This window comes from Bacteroides fragilis NCTC 9343, from assembly GCF_000025985.1.
Taxonomy (GTDB): Bacteria; Bacteroidota; Bacteroidia; order Bacteroidales; family Bacteroidaceae; genus Bacteroides; species Bacteroides fragilis.
Map to the genome: position 1 here is coordinate 1,705,240 of NC_003228.3, position 24,239 is coordinate 1,729,478.

At 45.4% G+C, this 24,239-nt stretch carries 14 protein-coding genes and 3 pseudogenes; 13 read left to right on the plus strand and 4 right to left on the minus strand.

Going from position 1 to position 24,239, the window contains the following annotated elements; genetic code table 11:
* Window positions 1-92 precede the first annotated feature (92 nt).
* On the minus strand, window positions 93-992 hold the full coding sequence (locus BF9343_RS06640; protein ID WP_005786279.1) for a helix-turn-helix domain-containing protein: 900 nt from the start codon (window positions 990-992) through the stop codon (window positions 93-95).
* A gap of 316 nt (window positions 993-1,308) precedes the next feature.
* On the opposite strand from BF9343_RS06640, the gene BF9343_RS06645 reads away from it, so the two are divergent.
* From BF9343_RS06645 to BF9343_RS06695, 11 genes and pseudogenes are all read left to right on the plus strand, one after another.
* Window positions 1,309-1,974, plus strand: coding sequence for an ABC transporter ATP-binding protein (locus tag BF9343_RS06645; RefSeq protein ID WP_005786282.1), 666 nt, complete (start codon window positions 1,309-1,311; stop codon window positions 1,972-1,974).
* A 41-nt stretch (window positions 1,975-2,015) separates the two neighbouring features.
* Window positions 2,016-3,290 carry an ABC transporter permease gene (locus BF9343_RS06650; protein WP_010992481.1) on the plus strand — a complete coding sequence of 425 codons (1,275 nt, stop codon included), beginning with the start codon at window positions 2,016-2,018 and terminating at the stop codon, window positions 3,288-3,290.
* 8 nt (window positions 3,291-3,298) lie between these two features.
* Window positions 3,299-4,548 (plus strand): annotated as a pseudogene (locus tag BF9343_RS06655) (FtsX-like permease family protein).
* A gap of 159 nt (window positions 4,549-4,707) precedes the next feature.
* Window positions 4,708-5,373, plus strand: coding sequence for an ABC transporter ATP-binding protein (locus BF9343_RS06660; RefSeq protein WP_005786290.1), 666 nt, complete (start codon window positions 4,708-4,710; stop codon window positions 5,371-5,373).
* Between the two features lie 15 nt (window positions 5,374-5,388).
* The gene (locus BF9343_RS06665) at window positions 5,389-6,033 is read left to right on the plus strand and encodes a head GIN domain-containing protein (protein ID WP_005786293.1); all 645 of its coding nucleotides are present in this window, start codon (window positions 5,389-5,391) and stop codon (window positions 6,031-6,033) included.
* Window positions 6,034-6,046: 13 nt separating this feature from the next.
* The gene (locus BF9343_RS06670) at window positions 6,047-7,345 is read left to right on the plus strand and encodes an ABC transporter permease (protein WP_005816640.1); all 1,299 of its coding nucleotides are present in this window, start codon (window positions 6,047-6,049) and stop codon (window positions 7,343-7,345) included.
* 14 nt (window positions 7,346-7,359) lie between these two features.
* A complete protein-coding gene (locus BF9343_RS06675) occupies window positions 7,360-8,604 on the plus strand; it encodes an FtsX-like permease family protein (protein ID WP_005800742.1) in 1,245 nt (414 codons plus the stop codon).
* A 95-nt stretch (window positions 8,605-8,699) separates the two neighbouring features.
* On the plus strand, window positions 8,700-11,312 hold the full coding sequence (locus BF9343_RS06680) for a sensor histidine kinase (protein WP_005795272.1): 2,613 nt from the start codon (window positions 8,700-8,702) through the stop codon (window positions 11,310-11,312).
* Window positions 11,313-11,766: 454 nt separating this feature from the next.
* Window positions 11,767-13,239 carry a TolC family protein gene (locus BF9343_RS06685; protein ID WP_005795271.1) on the plus strand — a complete coding sequence of 491 codons (1,473 nt, stop codon included), beginning with the start codon at window positions 11,767-11,769 and terminating at the stop codon, window positions 13,237-13,239.
* A gap of 149 nt (window positions 13,240-13,388) precedes the next feature.
* Window positions 13,389-14,738, plus strand: a pseudogene (locus tag BF9343_RS06690) (sigma-54-dependent transcriptional regulator).
* A gap of 43 nt (window positions 14,739-14,781) precedes the next feature.
* Window positions 14,782-16,074: a sensor histidine kinase gene (locus BF9343_RS06695; RefSeq protein WP_005786305.1), complete on the plus strand. Its 1,293-nt coding sequence runs from the start codon at window positions 14,782-14,784 to the stop codon at window positions 16,072-16,074.
* On the opposite strand, the gene aspD is transcribed toward BF9343_RS06695, so the two are convergent.
* Both aspD and aspT read right to left on the minus strand, forming a co-directional pair.
* Window positions 16,063-17,709, minus strand: coding sequence for an aspartate 4-decarboxylase (aspD, locus tag BF9343_RS06700; RefSeq protein WP_005795269.1), 1,647 nt, complete (start codon window positions 17,707-17,709; stop codon window positions 16,063-16,065). The two genes, BF9343_RS06695 and aspD, sit on opposite strands and share 12 nt — an antisense overlap.
* Window positions 17,710-17,750: 41 nt before the next feature.
* On the minus strand, window positions 17,751-19,448 hold the full coding sequence (gene aspT / locus BF9343_RS06705; protein WP_010992484.1) for an aspartate-alanine antiporter: 1,698 nt from the start codon (window positions 19,446-19,448) through the stop codon (window positions 17,751-17,753).
* Between the two features lie 131 nt (window positions 19,449-19,579).
* Here aspT and BF9343_RS06710 point away from each other — a divergent pair, with 131 nt between their 5' ends.
* Window positions 19,580-20,569, plus strand: a complete 990-nt coding sequence (locus BF9343_RS06710; protein ID WP_032575152.1) for a lysylphosphatidylglycerol synthase transmembrane domain-containing protein — start codon at window positions 19,580-19,582, stop codon at window positions 20,567-20,569.
* A 517-nt stretch (window positions 20,570-21,086) separates the two neighbouring features.
* Here the strand turns inward: BF9343_RS06710 and BF9343_RS22295 are convergent.
* A pseudogene (locus BF9343_RS22295) lies at window positions 21,087-21,420 on the minus strand (AAA family ATPase); the annotation flags it as partial.
* 501 nt (window positions 21,421-21,921) lie between these two features.
* Between BF9343_RS22295 and hsdR the strand changes: the two are divergent.
* A complete protein-coding gene (hsdR, locus tag BF9343_RS06725; RefSeq protein WP_032575138.1) occupies window positions 21,922-24,237 on the plus strand; it encodes an EcoAI/FtnUII family type I restriction enzme subunit R in 2,316 nt (771 codons plus the stop codon).
* Window positions 24,238-24,239 lie beyond the last annotated feature (2 nt).

The window sequence follows — 24,239 nt, forward strand, 5'->3', positions numbered from 1 at the left end:
ATCTATCATTTCTTCTCCGTGCAATCTGCCGATCCGTAGTGAAAGACGTTTTCGGTATATTTAGAAATACGTTTCATAGCCCGGTGGAGTTGTCATACCTGAATGACCCTATATTCTGTCGGTGTACAGCCGACCACCTTTTTAAATATCCGTGTGAAATGTTGCGGATATTGGAATCCCAGTTCATAAGCGATTTCACTGACAGTTTTTTCCGAAGCCAATATCCTTTCTTTGGCTATATTGATTATTTTTCCCTGAATGTATTCCTGAGCGGTCTTTCCGGTTTCCTTTTTAATCAGATCGCCGAAATAGTTGGATGACAGGTTTACCTTGTCTGCGAAATATTTAACTGTGGGCAATTTTTCGTTTGGCGATTGTTCACTTTGGAAATAGACATCGAGTAGGTCTTCGAACTTCATCAATACATCTTTGTTCACTTTCGAACGTGTCACGAACTGACGTTCGTAGAAACGCATGCAATAATCCAATAACAATTCGATATTTCTTGCGATCAGGCGCTTGCTATGCTTGTCTATCGGACGGGACAACTCCTGTTGTACCTTGTCAAGGCAATCCTGAAAAATCTTTTTCTCGTCGTCCGAAAGATGCAGGGCTTCATTCGATGCGTATGAAAAGAACGAGTAGTGCTTGATTTCCTGTCCCAAAGACGTGCCGCGGATAAGGTCGGGATGGAAAAGTATTCCGTGTGACATTGGGCGTACACCATCGTTTAGCTTTACTTCGACTACTTGTCCCGGTGCGAAACTTGTCACTGTGCCTTCCTGATAGTCATACATTTGCCGTCCGTAACGCAGATCGCCACACTTTGTCTGTTTCAGGAACAGAGCGTATAATCCATAATTGAGAGTGAAATGTGTGGGAAACACTGTGGCTTTCGACAAGTCGACTACCGTTACCAAAGGGTGCAATGTCTCGAGACCATACATTTTATTATACTGGTCTACCGAGTTGAGCTTGATTACTTCTTCCATAGGACATCTGGTTGTTTATTCTGTGACAAATGTAAGAATTTTCATTATATGTAGTATGGGTGAGGAGATTAAAACAGGAATAGGGGTAAAAATATCCGTAATTAGGGTTGTATCGTCGGCGTTTTTCCTGCCAATGTACCCGAAATTAATAGAACTTTTAGTTCACCAACGGGCAGTATGTTCATTTTCGGACACCCAACTCTCTGCTTAATATACGATTTATGAGGAAGTTATCTGTTTGGCATACCATTTGATTCTATCTCGTCTGTGTGGAATCGATATAGAACAAAATGAAACATCTAAATAAACTAAAGTTATGATTACATTAACCTCTCTTTCTAAAATCTATCGTACAAACGAGATTGAAACAGTAGCCCTTGAGAATGTCAACCTGAAAGTTGATCGTGGTGAATTTCTTAGCATTATGGGACCTTCCGGTTGTGGCAAATCGACTTTACTGAACATTATGGGTTTGCTTGATGCCCCTACCGCAGGGACAATAGAGATAAACGGTACACATACAGAGGGTATGAAAGATAAAGAACTGGCCGCTTTCCGTAATAAAACGCTTGGTTTTGTATTCCAGTCCTTCCATCTGATAAATTCACTTAACGTAATGGATAATGTGGAACTTCCCTTGTTGTATCGTCATATAGCTTCTTCCGAACGTCGTAAACTGGCACAAGAGGTTCTTGAGAAGGTCGGTTTGAGTCATCGCATGCGTCATTTTCCGACACAGCTTTCCGGCGGTCAGTGCCAGCGCGTTGCCATTGCCCGTGCCATTATCGGTAATCCTGAGATCATCCTTGCCGACGAACCTACCGGTAACCTGGACTCTAAGATGGGTGCCGAGGTGATGGAATTGCTTCATCGCCTGAATAAAGAAGACGGACGCACCATCGTAATGGTAACTCACAATGAGGAACAGGCCGGACAGACTTCACGTACCGTCCGGTTTTTCGACGGACGTCAGGTACAGTAAGCAATAAAGGAATGCAAAATACAATCTAATAAAAAGAGCTTATGATTAAGCAATACTTTAAGCAGTCACTTGTTCTTCTTCAGCAGAATAAGTTGCTGAGTGTTATTGCCATTATTGGTACGGCACTGGCCATTGCCATGATAATGTGCATTGTACTTATCTATCAAGCAAGAACAGCCAACTATGAACCGGAGATAAATCGCGACCGTACCTTATCGATCGAGATGACGATTGCTCAGAAAATAGATGATAAAGGATGGAATATGGGGAATCAGTTATCACTGCGTACCATTAAAGAATGTTTCTATCCAATGACTACGGCGGAAGCGGTGAGCGCCGTGCACTACAGCATGACGTCTTTGGCGGCTACTCCCGACGGAACCCGGGAAGGGAAGTGTGCGGTCAGTTATACGGATGATAATTTTTGGCGTGTATTTGGTTTCCGCTTTCTGCATGGTAAACCTTACGGGCAGGAATTTGTGTCCGGCGAGAAGAAACTGGTAGTGACCCGCTCGTTGGCTCGTCGTCTGTTTGGCATCGACAATGCGGTGGGACGTATCATTTCATTAGGATTTGTCGATTATACCGTCTGTGGAGTAGTGGCCGATGTGTCGGTATTGGCCGAGGCTGCTTATGCCGAGGCTTGGGCCCCTTATACGGCATTGCCGGATTATGAACGTAGTGTCAGCGAGGGTCTGCAAGGAGGATATTCATGTTATATCCTGGTACCCAAGGGGGCCGATCCGGATGTAGTTCGAGCCGAGGCACAACAGAATGTAGACCGTATGAACGCCAATCAGAAAGAACTGAAATTGTTGCTTGGAGGTGCGCCCGACACCCGCCTGATGTCTTTGGCCCGTGATAATCCGTTTGATGATCCGGATACATCGCGGTTGGTTCTGATTTATATCGTAGTGATTACCATCCTGTTGTTGGTGCCTGCCATTAACCTGAGCGGTATCACACTTTCGCGTATGCGCCGGCGGATGGAAGAGATCGGTGTGCGACGTGCTTTCGGTGCCACTCGTGGAGAACTTCTCCGGCAGGTGCTCGCCGAGAATCTGGTTGTTACATTGATGGGAGGTGTATTGGGACTGATCTTGTCGTACATAGCCGTGCTATGCATGCGTGACTGGTTGCTCAATACTTCTATGTCGGGGTATTATGGAGTGGACACTCAAGTATCCGCAGGTATGGTCATTCAACCGTTTGTATTTGTTTGTGCGTTATTGTTCTGCTTGTTGATGAATCTGCTGAGTGCGGGAATTCCAGCCATTCGTGTATCGCGCACCAACATTGTCAATGCCATTAAATAGAAGAAATCATGATAAAACATTTATTGAAACAGATATGGGCCCAGCGCTCTGTCAACGCCTGGTTGTGGTTTGAACTGATGATTGTCTCAGTCTGCCTGTTCTATGTAATGGACTATCTGTACGTAACCGGAAGATTGTATGCCACTCCGCTCGGTTTTGATACCGAGCACGTTTATCGGGTAAAACTAGCTTCGATACCTCCCGGAGGAAAGGAATATAAACCCGGTGATACTGATAGCTTGAAGATAGAACAATGGTTCTCCATCCTTTCGCGCCTCAGGGCTTATCCGGGAGTAGAGGCCGTATCGCTGAGTATTGGTTCGCATCCTTACAATCAAAACAGTTCCAGCGGTTCAAGGGGGATAGATACCACTTGGGTACACGGATATGTGTATAATGTATCACCCGATTATTTCCGGGTATTCCGCATCACTGACAAGCAGGGAAAAACCGAGTCACTTGTACAGGCGGCTACTCAGGAAAACACATGGATCATTTCTGCCGAAACCGAACGTGAGTTTTCCGCTAAGGGAACCGATGCACTGGGTAAAGGAGTGAAGAATTGGGGCGAGACAGAACCGACACATACCATTCGCGGTATATGCAATACCATCCGCTTTGATGATTTTTATCCGCTTTACCCTACTTATATCGAATGTCATTCGGAGGCTGCTTTGTTAGGGTGGAGGGGGAATAATGCGGAGTTTTGTGTGCGTGTCCGTCCGGATGCGGATGGTGTGGACTTTCCGTCCCGTTTCCGTAAAGATATGAAGGACAGCTTCGGGTCGGTAATTTTTATCTTCTGGATATTACCTCTTTTGACGATCTTCGTGAGAACTATTACCGCAGCAACGGGAAGATAAATGATGTGAAAACCCGGATTGCCGCTTTAGGCTTCTTCTTGCTGAACATTCTGATGGGAGTGATCGGTACATTTTGGATACGGACACAGCAACGGCGTTCGGAGATGGGACTTCGGCTGGCTTTGGGATCTACCCGTGCGAACCTCAGAAGTTTGCTGATCGGTGAAGGGGTTTTATTATTAATACTGGCCACGGTGCCGGCTGCTGTCATAAGTCTGAATCTTGCCTTTATGGATTTGCTGACCGATACGATGCCGGTTGTTACCGTCACCCGTTTCCTGATTGTGCAGGCTATGACGTTTGTGTCGATAGTTGTCATGATCGTCATCGGGATTTGTATACCTGCCCGTCAGGTCATGCGTATTCAGCCTGCAGAAGCACTGCACGAAGAATAAGCATGTCTGTTGAGGGACACTCCCGAGTTCATTTACGGGCAGAGTGTTCATTATCGGACACCTCGTTGGGAACATAAGCGGTTGTATTTAAAGGAATTAATTTTTTGGCATATCATTTGAACAAGAATCTAATAAAAGAAATATTTAAAACTATAAGTGATGATTACATTAACTTCTCTTTCTAAAATCTATCGTACAAACGAGATTGAAACAGTAGCGCTCGAAAACGTGAATCTGACAGTCGACCGTGGTGAGTTTCTGAGTATCATGGGCCCTTCGGGTTGTGGTAAATCTACTTTGTTGAACATCATGGGATTGCTGGATGCTCCTACGACGGGTACGATCGAAATAAACGGTACACATACAGAAGGCATGAAAGACAAAGAATTGGCTGCTTTCCGTAATAAGACACTGGGTTTCGTTTTCCAGTCTTTCCACCTGATCAACTCACTCAACGTACTGGACAATGTGGAGCTTCCGTTACTCTACCGTCGTGTCAGTTCGTCCGAGCGTAGAAAGTTGGCGCAGGAGGTTCTCGAGAAGGTGGGTTTGAGCCATCGTATGCGTCATTTCCCGACACAGCTTTCCGGTGGTCAGTGCCAGCGTGTTGCCATTGCCCGTGCCATCATCGGTAATCCCGAGATTATCCTTGCCGACGAACCTACCGGTAACCTGGATTCTAAGATGGGTGCCGAAGTAATGGAACTGCTTCATCGCCTGAATAAGGAAGACGGACGTACCATCGTAATGGTTACTCACAATGAAGAACAGGCCAAACAAACCTCTCGCACCATCCGCTTCTTCGACGGACGTCAAGTGCAATAAATAATACAAAGTACAATGAAAGCAAAAATTATACTCGTAGCTTTGGCTCTTTTCCTGGGAGCCATCGGTTATACGGTGCAAGCTCAATGCAGTGCCGATTGCCAATGTGGTAAAACTACCGAAGATAAAACCTTGGCTGTCGGTAACCGTAAAGTTGCCGATTTCTCCATGATCCGACTGGAGGCTGTCGGAGATATTTTTTTCACTCAGTCCGACCGTTGTTCCGTCCGGATAGAGGGGCCGCAAGAATACGTATCCCAAACTACTACAGTTGTGAAAAATGGTGTTTTAGTGATCGGATATCAAAAAAACAACAATAATTCCAAACACATAAAATTGTATATTACGGCTCCCAATCTGGACAATGTGAAGTTGCAAGGCGTGGGTAGCTTTAATTGCCGGGAACCACTTCGGTCAAGGCGCTTCGACCTGATCCTTTCAGGAGTTGGAGATGTTAATATCGACAATTTGAAGTGTAAGGATTTCACGGTGAAACTGGATGGAGTGGGCTGTGTAAATGTCAAGGTTGATTGTGACGCATTGGAAGCCCAAGCCAATGGAGTGGGAAGCATGACCCTGAATGGTAAAGCCGGTACCGCAAAAATATCAAGAAACGGGGTTGGCGGTGTCAATACCGGTGGACTGAAAATAGGAAAATAGTAACAAGCACAAAATGATTAAACAATATTTCAAGCAGGCCCTTGCACAACTCAGACAGCAGCCCTTGCTGACTACGATTAGTGTGTTGGGCACTGCTTTGACCATTTGCCTGATTATGGTAGTGGTCATGCAACAGCAAATAAAAACCACCCCTTTTGCTCCGGAGAGTAACCGTAACCGGCTATTGCATGTCAAACAGATGAGCACGAGCAACAAAAACTGGAGTGATGACGGATCGAGTAACGGTCCGATGGGGCTGCAGACAGCAAAAGGATGTTTTGAAGGATTAACGACGGCCGAGGAAGTCAGTATCTATACGATACCCGAAACTATGCAGGTAGCTTTGCCCCGTGGTGTACGTACGGGGATCGATGCCCTCGAGACCGATGGAGCTTTCTGGAGGATATTCGACTTTTCGTTTATAGACGGTAAGCCTTATTCGGATGCGGAAGTAAAATCCGGGCTTCCGGTAGCTGTTATAACAGAGAGTGTCGCACGTCTTCTTTTCGGTACGTCCCATCAGGTGTCCGGTAAGGAGATCTTGGTGAATGATGCGGTCTACCGGATAAGCGGAGTGGTGAAAGATGTGTCTTCAATGGCTTCGACAGCCTATGCACAGATTTGGGTTCCATATTCATCGACCCATATTACGGGAGGAGACAATACCTGGTGTGACGGGATTATGGGAGTGATGCGGGTTGTGATCCTGGCCCGCAGTTCTTCCGACTTCGAAGCTATCCGTGCAGAGTGCGAACGTCGCCGCTTGGCTTATAACGCCGGGTTGGGTGATTATTTTGTTTTCTACCGTGGGCAGCCGGATGACCAACTGACGATGTCGCAGCATAAGTGGGCAAATGTGCAGCCGGATATGGCAGCCTATTTTCGTCAGCAAGTCATTATATTTTTGATTCTGTTACTGGTACCTGCCATCAATCTGAGCTCGATGACCCATAGCCGTTTGAGACAACGCGTTGCCGAGATCGGTGTACGGCGTTCGTTCGGAGCTACCCGTGGGGGAGTGATGGGGCAAATTGTTGCCGAGAATCTGGTACTGACTTTGATGGCCGGAGTGGTCGGACTGTTGTTCTGTCTGATCATATCTTATTGTTGGGGAGGTACGCTTTTTGCCGATAGCAGATTGATGTACCTTAACACGGCTCCGGTTATCGAGTGGAAAATGCTTTTTAAATTTTCTACTTTTATTTATGCATTACTTTTCTGTTTGGCACTGAATCTGCTGAGTAGTGGATGGCCGGCCTGGAGGGCATCGCGGATGTCTATTATAAATGCTCTTAGCGGAAAGCTTAACTAAACACTACACAAACGATGAATAAGAAACTGTTGAAACAAATAGTAAACGAACGGCGCTCTAACTCCTGGCTGTTCATAGAACTGCTGCTGGTAAGCATTGTGCTTTGGTATGTAGTCGATTATATGTTTGTCACCCTTTATACCTATTTTGAACCTCGCGGGTTCGATATTGAGAATACCTATCGGGTGGAGTTCGATTACCTGACAGAGAAAAGTCCCGACTACATAGCCAACCGTACGGATGAGGAAGCACATGCAGATATGCGTGAGTTACTGGATCGCCTTCGTCGTCGTCCCGGAGTCGAGGCGGTGAGTATGTCGCAAAATTCTTTCCCGTACAACGGAAGTAACAGTGGGATGGACGTACGCCTGGATACCATGGAGAGCAAGTACAACATCCGTCGTTGGGTGACGCCCGACTTCTTCCGTGTTTTCCGTTATCAGGGAGCTAACGGAGAAACTCCGGAACAATTAGCTGCTCTGTTGAAGGAGGGTACTTTTATGGTATCGCGTAATGTGTTCGAGTCACGTTATAAGATTGATCTGAAAGACTATGTAGGCAAAGAGTTTTGTCTGGATCAGGATACTGCCCATTTATCCAAATTGGTGGCAGCGCTCCAAGTGGTCCGTTATGATGATTTTTCCTCCGGTGCTTATAGCCGGTCCGCAGTCATCTTGTTACCGGAGAATCGGTTGGCTTCGGGCAATGAAATCTGTTTGCGTACGAACAAAAACGAATCTGCCGCCTTTGCCGAACAATTGATGAAGGATGCCCCCTCCCAGTATCGGGTGGGCAATCTTTTTCTGACTAAGGTAAGTTCATTCCGGGACATACGGCATACGTTCCAGTTGGACGATGTGAATACTTTACGTAACTATCTGGTAGGTATGGGCTTTTTGCTGCTCAATATTTTTCTGGGGCTATTGGGAACATTCTGGTTCCGCACCCAGCAGCGTAAAGGTGAGATGGCGCTGATGATGGCAGTAGGAGGGAGTAAGCAAAGCGTATTCTTTCGTTTGCTGAGCGAAGGTTGGCTGATGCTTCTTCTGGTTACTCCGTTGGCTATTGGTGTCGATTTCTATATCGCAAAGAGTGAACTGACACCTTCGTGGTACTTTTCTACTTTTTCTGTCGGTCGCTTTATGTTGTGCGAAGGCATCACGTTACTGTTGATGGCACTGATGATCCTGGCAGGTATCTGGTTCCCGGCCCGTCAGTCTATGAAAATCCAGCCGGCGGAGGCATTGCACGAAGAATAAAAGCTTATCGCAATATTTTATCATCTATCTGCGTTGTTTTCAAGATTATAACGTATATTTGCGTTCACAATCCTGATACAACGCAGATTTTTGCTATGAACAAACGATTATATACTATATTTCTTATATCTGTCTTCTTATTACTCCCGGGATTTTCCACTGCTGCGGAACGTATTTATAATGTTCTCTTCGTTCAGTCGTATGCTCCGGAAACACCTTGGCATAATGACTTGGTCCGGGGGTTGAAGGACGGTTTCGGTGAATCGGGATTGAAAGTGAATATTACAACCGAATTTCTGGATGCCAATTTCTGGACTTATCAATCCGAAAAGCTGATTATGCGTCGTTTTTGCGAACGGGCCCGTGAAAGGGGAACAGACTTGATTGTTACCGTCAGTGATGAGGCTTTTCATACTTTACTGACATGCGGAGACTCGTTAGCCTTGCAGTTGCCCGTTGTCTTTTTTAATATAAAATATCCGGAAGGCAGCCTGATCGATTCGTTACCCAATGTGTGTGGATATACGGCGAATCCCGATTTCGGAGAATTACTGAGGCAGGCGAGTCGCCTTTTTCCTACCCGGACGGAGGTGGTCTGTATCTCCGACAACAGCCTGCTGAGTTCGAAAGGGAAAGATGATTTTATGAACGAATGGGAAGGCTTTGTGGAGGAGCATCCGGAATATACGGTGACCTTTTATAATTCGCAGACCGATACAACCAATAAAATTATTGCTTCTACCTGCTATCCCCGCAATACACATAAGACATTGATCATCGCTCCTAAGTGGTCGTCTTTTATGTCCTTTATCGGTCGTAACTCAAAAGCGCCTTTCTTTTCGTGCGAGAACCTTGCGTTGACTAATGGTGCCTTTGGCGCGTATGATGCCGATTCGTATGCTTCGGCGCATGAAGTAGGGCGGACGGCCGCCGATGTGCTGCGTGGCAAATCTCCCTCGGAAGTGGGAATCATTGAATCTCCTTTGAAGTTTATGTACGATTTCAAGCAGCTTGTGTTTTTTAAGGTAGATCCCAAGCAGGCGAGTGCTATCGGCGGAACCATTATTAACGAGCCATACATGGAGAAATATCGTATGCTGTACATCTTGTTGTATAGTTCGATATTGGCTTTACTGGTGTTCCTGATAGTGTGGTTGTATCGTATAAACCGTCGTGAATCCCGCCGTCGCATCCATGCCCAGACCCGCCTGCTGATACAAAACCGGTTGGTGGCCCAACGTGATGAATTTGATAATGTGTTTCATTCCATCCGTGATGGTGTGATCACTTACGACACCGATTTCCGTATTCATTTTACCAATCGTTCTTTATTGAAGATGCTGCATTTGCCCAAAGATGAAGCCGCTCGACCTTACGAAGGCTTGCCGGCAGGCAGTATTTTTAAGATCTACAATAATGGTAAAGAGATTCTCCGTCCTATGCTCAAGCAAGTGGTGACTGAAGAAAGCAGCGTAGTCATTCCGGAAAATTCATTTATGCAAGAGGTGCACAGTGGAAGTTATTTCCCGGTTTCAGGAGAGGTTGTTCCTATCCGTGCACATGGAAAAATTACGGGAATGGCTCTCTCTGCCCGTAATATATCGGATGAAGAGATGCAGAAGCGTTTTTTCAGTATGGCGGTAGACGAGAGTTCTATCTACCCTTGGCAATATAATATCCGCACCGGCCTGTTTACTTTCCCTGCGGGCTTTCTGACACGTTTTGGTTTTGCGGAAAATAAGACTACCATTTCACGTGGCGAGATGGACCGGATGATTCATCCGGACGATCAGGAATCGGCATATGAGATTTTCAACCGGGCACTGGCGGGCCTCAGTCAGAGTACGCGTATGAGTTTCCGTCAGCTTAGTGGTGACGGTAATTATGAGTGGTGGGAATATCGGACGTCGGTGCTTGCAGGATTGACAACAGATACGCCCTACAGTATTTTGGGAGTATGCCAGAGTATACAACGCTATAAGACAACCGAAGAGGAATTAACCGCAGCGCGTGATAAAGCACTTCAGGCGGATAAATTGAAATCGGCTTTCCTTGCCAATATGAGTCATGAGATACGTACGCCGCTGAATGCGATTGTAGGTTTCTCTGATTTGTTGAGCGATACCAGCGGGTTTACCGAAGAAGAGGTTAAGCTATTTATAGAGACTATCAATAAGAATTGCGGACTGTTGCTGGCACTTATCAATGATATTCTCGATTTGTCCCGTATAGAATCCGGCACAATGGATTTTCAGTTTGCCGGTCACAATCTTCCGTTATTGATGAAGAATGTATACGATTCACAGCGTTTGAATATGCCTCCGGGAGTGCAGCTGGTGCTGAAGTTGCCGGAGAATAGCAAAAAGTATCTGGTGACGGATAATGTCCGCCTCCAACAAGTGGTAAACAACTTGATCAACAATGCCGTTAAGTTTACGACCCAAGGTTCGATTACATTCGGATATACCGAAGAAGAACCCGGCTACACTTCTCTTTTTGTCGAAGACACCGGAAAAGGTATTTCGGAAGATGGATTGAGGCATATCTTTGAACGTTTCTATAAGGTAGATAGCTTTACTCAGGGTGCGGGGCTCGGACTGAGTATTTGCCAGACTATCGTAGGACGTCTGAACGGGACGATTACCGTCACTTCAGAAGAAGGGCACGGAACCCGTTTCACTGTCCGCCTTCCGGATATTTGCGAATAATGATACCGGAGGACGTCCGTCTCCGAACAAACTGTTCATTTTCGGACAGCAGAAAGAACGATGGACGATAAGCGGTGAACGATAAACAGTGAATGATGAGTGGTGAACGATAAGCGATGAACGATGAATGAAGAGCGGTGAACGGAGGGAACGGACGGTGGATGTTCCTGATGCTAAAAGATCAGTAGCCGCTACCTTTCACCGGAGGGTGTATCCCTCTCTTTTCTGTTCATTTACAGCGTGGTTACCCGTCCGAAAGAGGCTGCTCCATTATCGTTTTTCCTATTTTGCATCCATCGTTTCTTTCCCTATACCCTTTCTCTTTTCCCGTTTATTTTCCCTTTTACTCCCTCAACCTCCCTTACTCATTGCTCCTTGTTTCGTGTTCCCGTTTTCCCGGTATTCACTTTTGGCACGGGGTTTGCTTTTCAGCCGGTAAATAAACGAATATTATATGAAACGATACTTTCTACTTTCTGCTTTTGCATTTTGCTCGTTGGCGCTGAGTGCGCAGGAAACGCAGGAAATCACCTTGAATGAAGCCATTGCACTGGCACGAACACAGTCTGTAGATGCAGCAGTAGCTCTGAATGAGCTGAAGACAGCTTATTGGGAGTACCGCACGTTTCGCGCCGATCTTCTTCCGGAAGTAAATTTCAGCGGTACATTGCCCAGTTACAGCAAGCAGTATAACAGTTATCAGAATGAAGACGGCTCTTACTCGTTTGTCCGCAGTAATAAGTTAGGATTGAACGGTGCTTTGTCTATCGACCAGAACATCTGGTTTACGGGAGGTAAAGTTTCATTGTCCTCTTCACTCGACTTTATGAAACAGTTAGGTTCCGGAGGAAGCCGGCAGTTCATGTCTGTCCCTATCGCCCTTCAACTGACTCAGCCCATTTTCGGAGTAAACAACCTGAAGTGGAACCGCCGTATCGAACCGGTGCGTTACGAAGAGGCGAAAGCCGCTTTTATTACTGCGACGGAGACGGTGACCATGAATGCGATCACTTACTTCTTCAATTTGCTGTCGGCAAAGGAGACACTGGGCACTGCCCGACAGAATCAGGTGAATGCCGACCGTTTGTACGAGGTGGCCGGGGCTAAACGAAAAATGGGTCAAATCTCAGAAAATGAACTTCTGCAACTGAAGCTTGCCGCCCTGAAAGCCCGGGCTGCCGTGACGGATGCAGAAAGCAATCTCAATGCCCATATGTTCCGTTTGCGCTCTTTCCTGGCCATAGGAAACGACCTGATACTGGAACCTGTGGTACCGGAATCGGCTCCCAACCTAAAGATGGAATACAACCAAGTGCTGAACAAAGCACTGGAACGCAATTCGTTTGCCCACAATATTCGTCGTCGTCAGTTAGAGGCCGAATATGAAGTTGCAACAGCCCGGGGAAATCTCAGGAGCGTCGATCTTTTTGCCAATGTAGGTTATACGGGACTGAATAAAGACTTATCTCCTGCCTATCACAATTTGCTAGACAATCAGGTGGTTGAGGTCGGTGTTAAAATTCCAATCCTCGACTGGGGCAAACGCCGTGGAAAAGTGAGGGTAGCCAAGAGTAACCGGGACGTTACCCTGTCCAAGATAAAGAAGGAACAGATGGATTTCGATCAGGACATCTTCCTGCTGGTCGAGCATTTCAACAATCAGGCACAGCAGCTTTCCATAGCCAATGAGGCCGATAAGATTGCGCAACAGCGCTATAAGACGAGTGTCGAAACATTCCTGATCGGTAAGATCAATACACTCGATCTGAACGACGCCCAGAACTCGAAAGACGATGCGCGCCAAAAACATATCAACGAACTGTACTGGTATTGGTATTACTATTATCAACTCCGTAGCCTGACGTTGTGGGATTTCCAAAACAATACTCCCCTGGAAGCTGATTTTGAAGATATTGTAAAAAAATAATTGTGTGTTTGTTCTTTTTAAACAGGAGGGCTGTTGGTTTCAGACCAACGCCTCTTTGGTTTTAAACCAAGAGGTCTTACCTTTTAAACCAACGTACCTTTGGTTTTAAACCAAAAAAGAGTAGTTTTGCAACTCAAAAATTGATGCCTATGCTTTTAATTATAGATGATGATAGCGGGGTCCGCTCTTCCCTGAGTTTTATGCTGAAACGCGCCGGTTATCAGGTAATTGCAGTGACCGGCCCGCGTGAGGCGATGGAAGTAGTTCGTTCGGAAGCTCCTTCTCTGATCCTGATGGATATGAATTTTACACTTTCCACTTCCGGTGAAGAAGGATTGACGCTTTTAAAACAAGTAAAGGTTTTTCGTCCCGATGTCCCGGTCATTCTGATGACTGCCTGGGGCAGTATACAGTTGGCTGTACAAGGGATGCAGGCCGGTGCATTCGACTTTATCACGAAACCCTGGAATAACGCTGCTCTGTTGCAGCGCATCGAGACGGCACTCGAACTGACTGCCACTCCCAAAGACACTCCGCAAGAGCAAAGCGGAACACTCAACCGGAGCCATATCATAGGCAAAAGCCGTGAGTTGATGGAGGTATTGAATACGGTAGCACGTATTGCTCCTACCAATGCTCCCGTATTGATCACGGGTGAAAGCGGAACGGGTAAAGAACTGATAGCCGAAGCCATCCATATCAATAGCCAACGTGTCCGCCAGCCTTTTGTAAAAGTCAATCTGGGAGGAATTTCGCAGAGCCTTTTCGAAAGTGAAATGTTCGGTCATAAAAAAGGTGCGTTTACAGATGCCACTGCCGACCGTATGGGGCGTTTTGAAATGGCGAACAAAGGAACTATTTTTTTGGATGAAATCGGGGATCTCGATCCGTCGTGCCAGGTAAAGCTGCTGCGGGTATTGCAGGACTAGACCTTTGAGGTGTTGGGAGACAGTCGCCCGCGTAAGACGGATATCCGGGTGGTTTCGGCTACGAATGCCGACCTGAGTAAGATGGTGAGCGAACACACTTTTCGTGAAGACCTGTTCTATCGTATCAACCTGATAACCGTAAAACTGCCTGCACTGAGAGAACGCAGAGAAGATATACCATTGCTTGCCAGACACTTTGCCGACCGTCAGGCGGAGATTAACAATCTGCCCCGTACAGAATTCTCGTCGGATGCGTTGAACTTCCTGAGCCGTTTACCTTTTCCGGGCAATATCCGTGAATTGAAGAACCTGGTAGAACGTACGATTTTGGTCAGCGGGAAGGAAGTGTTGGATGCAATCGATTTCGAGAACCAATACCAACGTCATGACGAAAGTGTGGCAACTTCTTCTTCATTTGCGGGAATGACCTTGGATGAAATTGAAAAGCAAACGATTCTTCAGGCACTGGAACGCTATAAAGGAAATCTCAGCCAGGTGGCTACCGCATTGGGCATCAGTCGTGCAGCATTGTATCGCCGTTTGGAGAAATATGATATCGGTGATAAGTAACCCGTTGCTTATCATGGTCCGTTAATCGTTAATCATCAATCACATGTCAGTAAAGGGATTCTTCTTCATACTTGTTTTCTTCTTGGTCGCTATCATGGGTTTTCTGATTTATATATCCGAAACCGTTGTCGTGAAGTATCTCTATATTGCCGAAGCATTGATGCTGCTCCTGATGCTGTATCTTATTTTGTTTTACCGGAAAATCGTGAAACCGATGAACACCATCGGCAGTGGTATGGAACTTCTCAGAGAACAGGACTTCAGTAGCCGGTTAAGCCATGTGGGGCAGCAGGAGGCCGACCGTGTGGTAAATGTTTTCAATCGCATGATGGAACAACTGAAAAACGAACGGCTGCGCTTGCGAGAACAGAATCATTTTCTCGACCTGATGATTAATGCTTCCCCCATGGGCGTTATTATCATGACGCTGGACGAAGAGGTATCTCAACTCAACCCCATGGCGATGAAGATGATGGGAGTCCGTCCGGAAGAAGCCGAGGGCAGGAAATTGTCGGAAATCGATTCTCCGCTTGCCTTGGAATTGGCCGCCATTCCGAATGGAGAAACCAGCACCGTCCGGCTGAACGACTCGAGTATCTATAAATGCACCCACTCTTCATTTGTGGACCGCGGCTTCCAGCATCCTTTCTATCTGATGGAAGGATTGACCGATGAAGTGATGAAAGCTGAAAAGAAGGCATACGAGAAAGTGATCCGTATGATTGCGCATGAGGTGAATAATACAACAGCGGGCATCACTTCCACATTGGATACGGTAGAGCAGGCATTGTCCGAGTCGGAAGGTATGGAGGATATTTGCGATGTGATGCGCGTATGTACCGAGCGTTGTTTTTCTATGAGCCATTTCATTACCCGCTTTGCCGATGTGGTGAAGATTCCCGAGCCCCGTTTTACTCCGACCAACCTGAATGACCTTGCATTTACCTGCAAGCGCTTTATGGAAGGGATGTGCAATGACCGGAACATCCGGTTGCAACTGATATGTGACGAATCTCTGGACGATGTGAAGCTGGATGCGTCTCTGTTTGAACAAGTATTGGTAAATATTATTAAGAATGCAGCCGAGAGTATCGGACAGGACGGGCAGATCATCATTCGTACTTCATTGCCTACAGCTATCGAAGTGGTGGATAACGGACCCGGTATATCAAAAGAGACTGAAGCAAAACTCTTCAGTCCCTTCTTTTCTACCAAACCCAACGGACAAGGTATCGGCTTGATTTTTATTCGCGAAGTTCTGAGCCGTCATGGCTGCACGTTTTCATTGCGTACATACGCCGACGGACTGACAAGATTCAGGATTCTATTTCCGTGATTCCTGCCATTTCACGGCATATTCATCCAGTATCCGTTTGATTCCCTGACCTATTTTCACATAATCCTTTTCATTCAGGTTAGCCAGTGATACACGTACGCTCCATTCCGGTCCGGCAAAACCTCCTCCGTTAAGCAATACCAGTGAGGTTTCGTTGGCCAGGCGGAAAACAACATCCAGCGGGCTGTAAGTTTTCTTCAGATAACTGACAAATTCTTCTCCATAGAATATCTTGGCCCATACCAGCATATCTATTTCGCTGTAGTAACCTACACGCAGCGGATCGTCTACGAGTGAGAATCCGGTGTTATCCCACAGGGCTTTCAAGCGACGCCGGATAATCTCCTGCATTTTGTTTTTATACCGGTTTTCCTTATCCAGAATGGCGAAAGAAGCAAACAGGCTCATTTGCGTCTGTTGTGGCAGCGATAATCCGGCGGTGTGGTTCAGAGCTACCTGGCGGCTGTCAGCCACCATGCGGTCGATGAATTTCAGTTTCTCGGGTGTAAGAGTCAGACTGGAGTAACGCTTATTGAGAATTGTCTTCTGCTCTTCCGGCAGGTGGGCTATCATCCGGTCGAAGATATTCTCTTCGTGCAGAGCGATCACGGCATCCCTCCATCCCGTGGCTCCGAAATATTTGGAGAAAGAGTAGACACACAAAGTGTTTTGTGGTAATTCGGCCATCAGTGAGCGGAAATGCGGACTGAATGTTCCGTATACGTCATCTGTAATAATCATCAGGTTCGGATTGTCTTTTTTCACGATATCTACAATCCGTGCGGCAGTCTCGGGACTCAGTGTATAACTGGGCGGGTTACTGGGATTGGTAATGAAGAGTGCCTTGATCTGCGGGTTCCTCAGGCGGTCTATATCTTCGTCTTTGTATTGCCAGGTGTGCAATCCGTCTGTCGTCATCTGATCCGCAGATATTTCCGTAACGTTAAATTCATAGCGTCTCAATTGAGGAATTTCAATATAAGGAGTGAAGACAGGTACCATCAAGGCGATTCCATCCCCTTTATTGAGCAGGAAGTTTTCTTGCAGAGAGTCGAAAACGTAGCACATGGCTGCTGTTCCGCCTTCGGTGGCAAACAAATCGTATTTGCCTTTCGGCGGACGACGGTCGCACATCTCCTGTGCCAGATAGTCTTGCACAATCATTTCGGTAAATTGCAGAATGCGGTCCGGCACCGGATACTGATCGCCTACCACTCCTTCCGCCCATTCGTGGACAAGGGTATCCGGGTCGGCGGCATGTTCCAGCAACATGTATTGATACGTCCCTTTCAACAGCTCTGCCCCCGGCTGGCTGTGGTTGGTCTTGAGGAAAGTCTCAAAGCGGGCGGCAATTCCGTCTTTTTGCGGAATACCGGCTATTCCTTCCGGCAGGTACATCACACGCCTACACTCTTCCAGTCCGAATTTACCTAAAAGGAAGAACGCTTCGCGCGGAGTGGTAGCAATCCAGTTCGGATTTCCACGTCCGGCATTCAGCATGGTGTGGGCTATCTTCTTGATGCTCTCGTCAGCCATTTCAATCAGTTTGTTCTTCAATTCGAAAGGACTGATGCTCTCCATCTTTTTAGCAAAACTTTTAGTTACTGCTCCGTTGTTTTCATTACTTTTCATCATTATATCAAGAGTTATGTTTAGTTAATATTAAAAATCTGTTTCTACATAAGTAATACGATCACTACTCCCCAGATAATCAGAAGAGTATTCCCGACAGCATACGTCACAGTATATCCCAAAGCAGGAGTTTCGCTTTCAACGGCTTCCTGGATGGCTCCTAATGCAGCCGTAGTGGTACGTGCGCCGGCTGTGCATCCCAATACCAGTGCCGGATGGAATTTAAAGATATATTTTGCCATCAGTATGCCTGCTATCAGAGGAATGGAAGTGGCCAGTGCGCCTACGATGAACAGGCTTAAACCCACTTCCTTGAACCCTTGCACGAAGCTGGGACCTGCAGCAATGCCCACAACGGCAATAAACATGTTCAGTCCCACGTTGTCCAGTATCCAGAGAGCGGGTTCGGGAATACGTCCGAAAGTAGGGTGTTTGCTGCGTAGCCATCCGAAGAATAATCCGCCGATCAAGGCTCCTCCGCTGGTGCTGAGGCTGATGGGGACTCCTCCCATGTGAATGCTGAGTGCGCCGATCAGTCCTCCTATCAAAATGCCCAGTCCGACAAAGATCATGTCTGTCTGGTTGGTCGGCCGGTCGGCATATCCCAGCTGTTTGGCTGCCGCATCCACTTCATGTTTGGTACCCACCAGTTCCACCATGTCACCGGCGTCGACCACGGTCTGGGCCAATACCGGTATGTCGATACCTGCCCGTTTGATGCGGCGAATGCTGACACCGTGCATAAATTTCAGGGCCCGGATGGTGCTGACTTTTTCTCCGGCAACCGTTTTGCGGGTGACCATAACGGGTAATACCTCGGCAGGGAAGTCCAGCAACTGCGGGTCCAATACTTCAGGACCGATCCAGTCCTCTTCACCGATCACATACTCGCGCCGGCCGCTCAGCACCACCTCGTCGCCTTTCTTCAGTACAAAAGTCGGACTAACCTCTTTTACGATGACTCCTGCCTGGCGCACCCGTTCCACAAACAGGCGTTTATCGTTTTCCTGAAAATAACTTTCAAGATCTGACACCCGTTTGCCGTCACCAAACCAGTCGTTGGCTATTTTATAAGCACGGAAAGTGACGGGGCGGGCGGCTGCCATGAATCCGGGTTGATCCGCTTCGTTATTTCCCATTTTGGCTTCCAGTTCTTTGCAGGCAGCTTTCACTTTATCGAGTCCTCCCAGCAGTCGCGGGCCGAGTGAACCCAATACCCATGCAGAGCCGGCCGTACCGAAGATGTAAGTTACGGCATACGACACCGGGATAATGTTATTATATGCTTCTTTGGTTTCCGGAGAGATGTTCAGTTCGTTAATCGTGTCTCCGGCCACGCCGATTACGGCAGAGATGGTTTGCGATCCGGCCAGTAATCCGGCAGCCTCACCTACATTATACCCCATAATCTTAGCCAGTATCCAAGGGATGATCAGGCAGAATACACACATGATGGCGGCAAACCCCATTTGAGGGAGTCCGTCCTTTTTCAGTCCGCGGAAAAACTGAGGACCGACCTTATAGCCGATGGCGAAAAGAAAAAGCAGAAAGAAAACAGATTTGATAGGTCCGTCGACGGTGATGTCGAGTTGTCCGACAAGGACTCCTACCAGCAATACGCTTGTTACAACTCCCAGGCTGAACTTTCCGATTTTGATTTTTCCAATCCAAAAGCCCACAAAAAGGGTCAGGAAGATAGCCAGCTCGGGGTGTACCCTAAGTTGATGTACAATCCAATCCATAGTTAATTTGTTTAGGTTTAATTTCTCATTAAAAACAGCCTGTGCAAGAAAGTGTTTTGTTAAACGATCTATTCTTGTATCATTGTATACATTATTAACGTTATCTTTGATGCGTTAAATTGTATATTGTTTTGAAGAATAAATTTCGTAATTTGTTTTTGGCCTTTGGCATCCTGGCCGTCATCATCATGCTGTTCACTTTCGATGTGTCCTATGATGAGCTGCTGGACAACCTGCGGCGTGCCGGATTTTATCTGCCGCTGGTTCTGGTCCTTTGGCTTTTTATTTATCTGATTAATACCCTTTCGTGGTATATCATTCTTCGTAGTAGCGGTCCGGTGAATTCATTGTCGTTCGCCCGGCTCTATAAATTCACGGTTTCCGGTTTTGCGTTGAATTATGTCACTCCCGTGGGACTGATGGGAGGGGAGCCCTACCGGATTATGGAGCTTACCCCCTATGTCGGAGTGGAGTGTGCCACATCTTCGGTCATCCTGTATGTGATGATGCATATCTTTTCGCATTTCTGTTTCTGGCTCAGCTCGGTATTGATTTATGTCTTTTTTTATCCGGTCGGTTGGGGGATGGGCATTGTCTTGGGGTTGACCACACTCTTCTGCCTCTTACTTGTCACTCTTTTTATCAAAGGCTACCGGAACGGTATGGCTGTGGCATGCGTACGTCTGGGTAGTCATATCCCTTTTTTGAAGAAGCGTGCAGTCCGCTTCGCGGAACTTCATAAAGAAAAACTGGAGACTATAGACAGTCAGATAGCTCTGCTTCATCAACAGCGAAAAAGTACCTTTTATTTGGCATTGGGTTTAGAGTATACCGCTCGCATAGTGGGGTGTCTCGAAGTCTGGTTGATTCTGAATGTATTGACTACGGATGTCAGTTTTGTCGGTTGCATCCTGATCGTCGCTTTCTCTTCCCTACTGGCCAATCTGCTTTTCTTTCTTCCCATGCAATTAGGGGGTAGGGAAGGAGGCTTTGCCCTGGCGGTAGCCGGCTTGTCTTTGTCCGGAGCATATGGGGTATTTGCCGCTCTGATTACGCGGGTGCGGGAGATGGTCTGGATTGTTATTGGGCTGGTGCTGATGAAGATAGGAAATCGGAGATAGAGTAATGATGAAAGGGTACCTTTGATAAGTTTTTTGATATACAGAGAGATATTCTTTGTTGTAACTATGAATGTAAGCTATGACAGTTTATGTAGATAGAAGTATTTCCAGACTATGAAAGATCAGAGGGCATTAGGCAAATAGTATCGAAGTATGATTTGATGATTAGTTCAGAAAATGAAATTTGCCTCTCGTAGTTATTAGGATGTAGCTTAGAGAATATGAGTTTGTAAAGGGGGAAACTGTTTTGAGTGGCTATATCGGATTCACGTTGGTATAAATATTATCATAGGACTATTCCTTTGTTTATGCTTTTACAATAATGCGCCAATAATCGGATTTGTCCGAATCTTTTATACATAGTCATGGAGAACTTTAATACTCTTTTCAGCGGTTCGTTTAGATTCCCTATTTTATAATAGACATGCCTTCTATTGTTAAAGAAAGTGCTGGTATAACCAAACCAAGTCTATTATTTTTGCTTTTGTTCGACTATAAAATTCTTTTGCAATACATTGTTTACACCGAACTTTTCTTCATTTACAAGATGCTTTTCAAGGGTGCTATTTACTCTGTTGGCTACTTCTTCCGCCGATATTTTACCATTTGCATTCCAGTTCAGATTATAGAAGGTCGTGAAGAAAGAGTGGGCTTCTGTTTTATAACACCGTTCTTTTTCGTGCAAGAAGTTCGGCTGTTTCTCTGTTAGTTCTCTCTTTTGCTCAGACCGGAGTTAAGTTGGGGAACGTGTCGATATGTAGTTCACCATCCATTACAGTCTAGTCTCTGTGAATAAGGTGGCTTGCCAATCCTTCAAAGATAACTTAATCGGAATAATTAGTTAATTTTAATAATGATACTATAAGTATGTCAGATATGTTATCTGGAATTATCAATTTTGACATAAGTAATATTACAGTAAGTGTAAAAAATGGGTAGTCCTTCTGTAAAACCACCCTTGAAAAATTATTTTGTATCCATAATTTTTCTTCTTCTATCTGTAAAATCTCATGTTTTAGCCGGAATTAAGCCAGATTTTTACTTCCTAATAATTTATTATTATCGGAAGTTGCTTCACTATCAGATAAATTATATAAATTTGCTCTCTGATTAAAACATTTTACCCTATAGCTAATTTGAATAGACTGAAAGTAGTACTTGCAGAACAACAGAAAATAGGAAAATGGCTTGCAGGACAAATTAGGAAATCCAACTGCATTGTGAGTAAATGGTGTAGTAATTCAGTTCAACCGGATATTAAGACACTCAACGACATAGGCAATGCCCTTAACTTAATATTGATGTAAAAGATTTGATTGTCAGCAGTAACAAATCATAAACAACTTATTGTCATGGAGGTAAACAAGAAAAAACTTAAAGAACAAGAGATACGCACTCTGTTAATTACTCCTGCACTTCAACAAAAAGGGTGGGCAGTAAGCATAAATATGCGTGAAGAATACTATTTTACGGACGGTCGAGTACTTGTTGTTGGCAACCAGCACTCAGTAGCAGAGGGTAAAAAGGCTGATTATCTATTGTACCACAACGGTAAACCTATCGCAGTGGTTGAAGCAAAAGACAACAAGCACACTGTTGGAAGTGGTATGCAGCAAGCTATGGATTATGCTTTAATCCTTGACTTGAAATTTGCATACTCCAGTAATGGTGATGCTTTCTTGGAACATGACTTTATCACAGGTAAAGAAACTGAGATTAAGTTAGAAGACTTCCCGACAGAAGAGGAGCTGTACAACCGTTATCTTGCATCCAAAAACTATACTCCTGATGAACTTAATATTATAGAGACCCCATTCTACTATGATGCCCATAGTCATGAGCCAAGATATTACCAACGTATAGCCGTTGACCGCACTGTTGAAGCCATAGCAAAAGGGCAACAACGTGTACTTGTGGTAATGGCTACCGGTACGGGTAAGACTTTTACGGCATTCCAGATAATCCATAGGCTCCATAAGAGTGGAGCAAAGAAGAAAATCCTTTATCTTGCAGATCGCAATATCCTTATAGACCAAACTATGACTCAGGATTTCAAGCCATTCAAGAAGTTTATGACTAAGATAACTTCAGTTGGAGAGGGTGAAGAAAAAATTGATTCATCGTATGAGATGTATATGGCTCTGTATCATCAGTTGGTTGGAAAAGAAGGTAGGCCCGACCCCTTCTTGGAAGTTCGGCCAAACTTCTTTGACTTGATTATAGTTGATGAGTGTCACCGAGGAAGTGCCAAGGACGATTCAGCATGGCGCAAAGTTTTGGAATATTTCAATACGGCTACTCAAATAGGTATGACAGCTACTCCTAAAGCCGATGAAGGGGCGAATAACCTTGATTATTTCGGTGAACCTGTGTATACCTACTCGCTACTTCAAGGTATCAACGATGGCTTTTTGGCTCCGTATAGGGTTACTGCTGACTTTATCAACGTTGACCTGCAAGGCTGGACTCCTGAAGAGGGTGAGATAGATTTGTTAGGTAAGGAGATTGAGCAGAAATTATATCAAAGACAAAATATAGGGCGTGACCTTGCTATTAAGTTAAGACGCAAGGTTGTAGCAAACAGAATTACCAAAATGCTGCATGACATCGGTCGTATGACAAAAACGATTGTATTCTGTTCTGATATTGAGGAAGCAGCAGAAATGCGAACTTTGCTTATCAATATGAATAGCGATTTGTGCAAGAAATCACCTTACTATGTAACACGCATTGTCGGTGAAGATAAGGAGGGTAAGAAACAATTGGATAACTTTATTAGTGTGGATGAGCCTTATCCAGTGATTGTAACCACCTCCGAACTTCTTTCTACTGGTGTGGACTGTAAAACCTGTGGCTTAATCGTCATAGACAAAGAAATTGGGTCTATGACTGAATTTAAGCAAATTATAGGGCGTGGTACACGACTCAGAAAAGATAAGGGAAAGTGGCATTTGGAAATCCTTGATTTCCGCAATGCTACTGCAAAATTCAAAGACCCTACATTCGATGGTGATCCTGAACCTCCTAAGGGAGGTGGTAAAAAGCCCAAACCATATAAAATAATTGATGGTCCATCAACCGTAGTTTCCGAGCCTCATGAAAAATATATTATCAATGGAAAGGATATCCGTATTGCCCATGAGATAGTATCTGTGTTAGGCGAAGATGGCAAGACGATGAGAACAGAAAGTATTCAATCATTCGCAAGAACGCAATTATTGCGTCATTACCAAAGTCTGAATGATTTCATACAGACGTGGACAGAAGCTGAACGCAAGCAAGCTATAATGGATGAATTAAAGGAGTATGCCATCCTGATAGACGCTGTCCGTGAAGCAAATCCGGCATTAAAGGATGCCGACATATTCGATGTGATATGTCACGTTGCGTTTGACCAGCCTCCATTAACAAGGAAAGAGAGAGCAAATAATGTGAAGAAGTGTAACTACTTCGGAAAATATGAAGGTAAAGCACGTGAAGTGTTGGAGGCTCTTCTTGAAAAATATGCAGAGAATGGTATTCTCGACTTTGAAAAAGCAAACATCTTGGAGATACCTCCATTCAATAGCATAGGAAAACCAACTAAAATTATAAAACTATTTGGTGGCATTGCCGGTTATGAGCAAGCTATCAGAGAATTAGAGTATCAGATATATAAATTGGCATAAAA

Excerpts from the sequence above, each read along its gene's own strand:
- BF9343_RS06640 (WP_005786279.1), bottom strand. The coding sequence starts at position 992 with ATGGAAGAAGTAATCAAGCTCAACTCGGTAGACCAGTATAATAAAATG.
- BF9343_RS06645 (WP_005786282.1), top strand. The coding sequence starts at position 1,309 with ATGATTACATTAACCTCTCTTTCTAAAATCTATCGTACAAACGAGATT.
- BF9343_RS06650 (WP_010992481.1), top strand. The coding sequence starts at position 2,016 with ATGATTAAGCAATACTTTAAGCAGTCACTTGTTCTTCTTCAGCAGAAT.
- BF9343_RS06660 (WP_005786290.1), top strand. The coding sequence starts at position 4,708 with ATGATTACATTAACTTCTCTTTCTAAAATCTATCGTACAAACGAGATT.
- BF9343_RS06665 (WP_005786293.1), top strand. The coding sequence starts at position 5,389 with ATGAAAGCAAAAATTATACTCGTAGCTTTGGCTCTTTTCCTGGGAGCC.
- BF9343_RS06670 (WP_005816640.1), top strand. The coding sequence starts at position 6,047 with ATGATTAAACAATATTTCAAGCAGGCCCTTGCACAACTCAGACAGCAG.
- BF9343_RS06675 (WP_005800742.1), top strand. The coding sequence starts at position 7,360 with ATGAATAAGAAACTGTTGAAACAAATAGTAAACGAACGGCGCTCTAAC.
- BF9343_RS06680 (WP_005795272.1), top strand. The coding sequence starts at position 8,700 with ATGAACAAACGATTATATACTATATTTCTTATATCTGTCTTCTTATTA.
- BF9343_RS06685 (WP_005795271.1), top strand. The coding sequence starts at position 11,767 with ATGAAACGATACTTTCTACTTTCTGCTTTTGCATTTTGCTCGTTGGCG.
- BF9343_RS06695 (WP_005786305.1), top strand. The coding sequence starts at position 14,782 with ATGTCAGTAAAGGGATTCTTCTTCATACTTGTTTTCTTCTTGGTCGCT.
- aspD (WP_005795269.1), bottom strand. The coding sequence starts at position 17,709 with ATGATGAAAAGTAATGAAAACAACGGAGCAGTAACTAAAAGTTTTGCT.
- aspT (WP_010992484.1), bottom strand. The coding sequence starts at position 19,448 with ATGGATTGGATTGTACATCAACTTAGGGTACACCCCGAGCTGGCTATC.
- hsdR (WP_032575138.1), top strand. The coding sequence starts at position 21,922 with ATGGAGGTAAACAAGAAAAAACTTAAAGAACAAGAGATACGCACTCTG.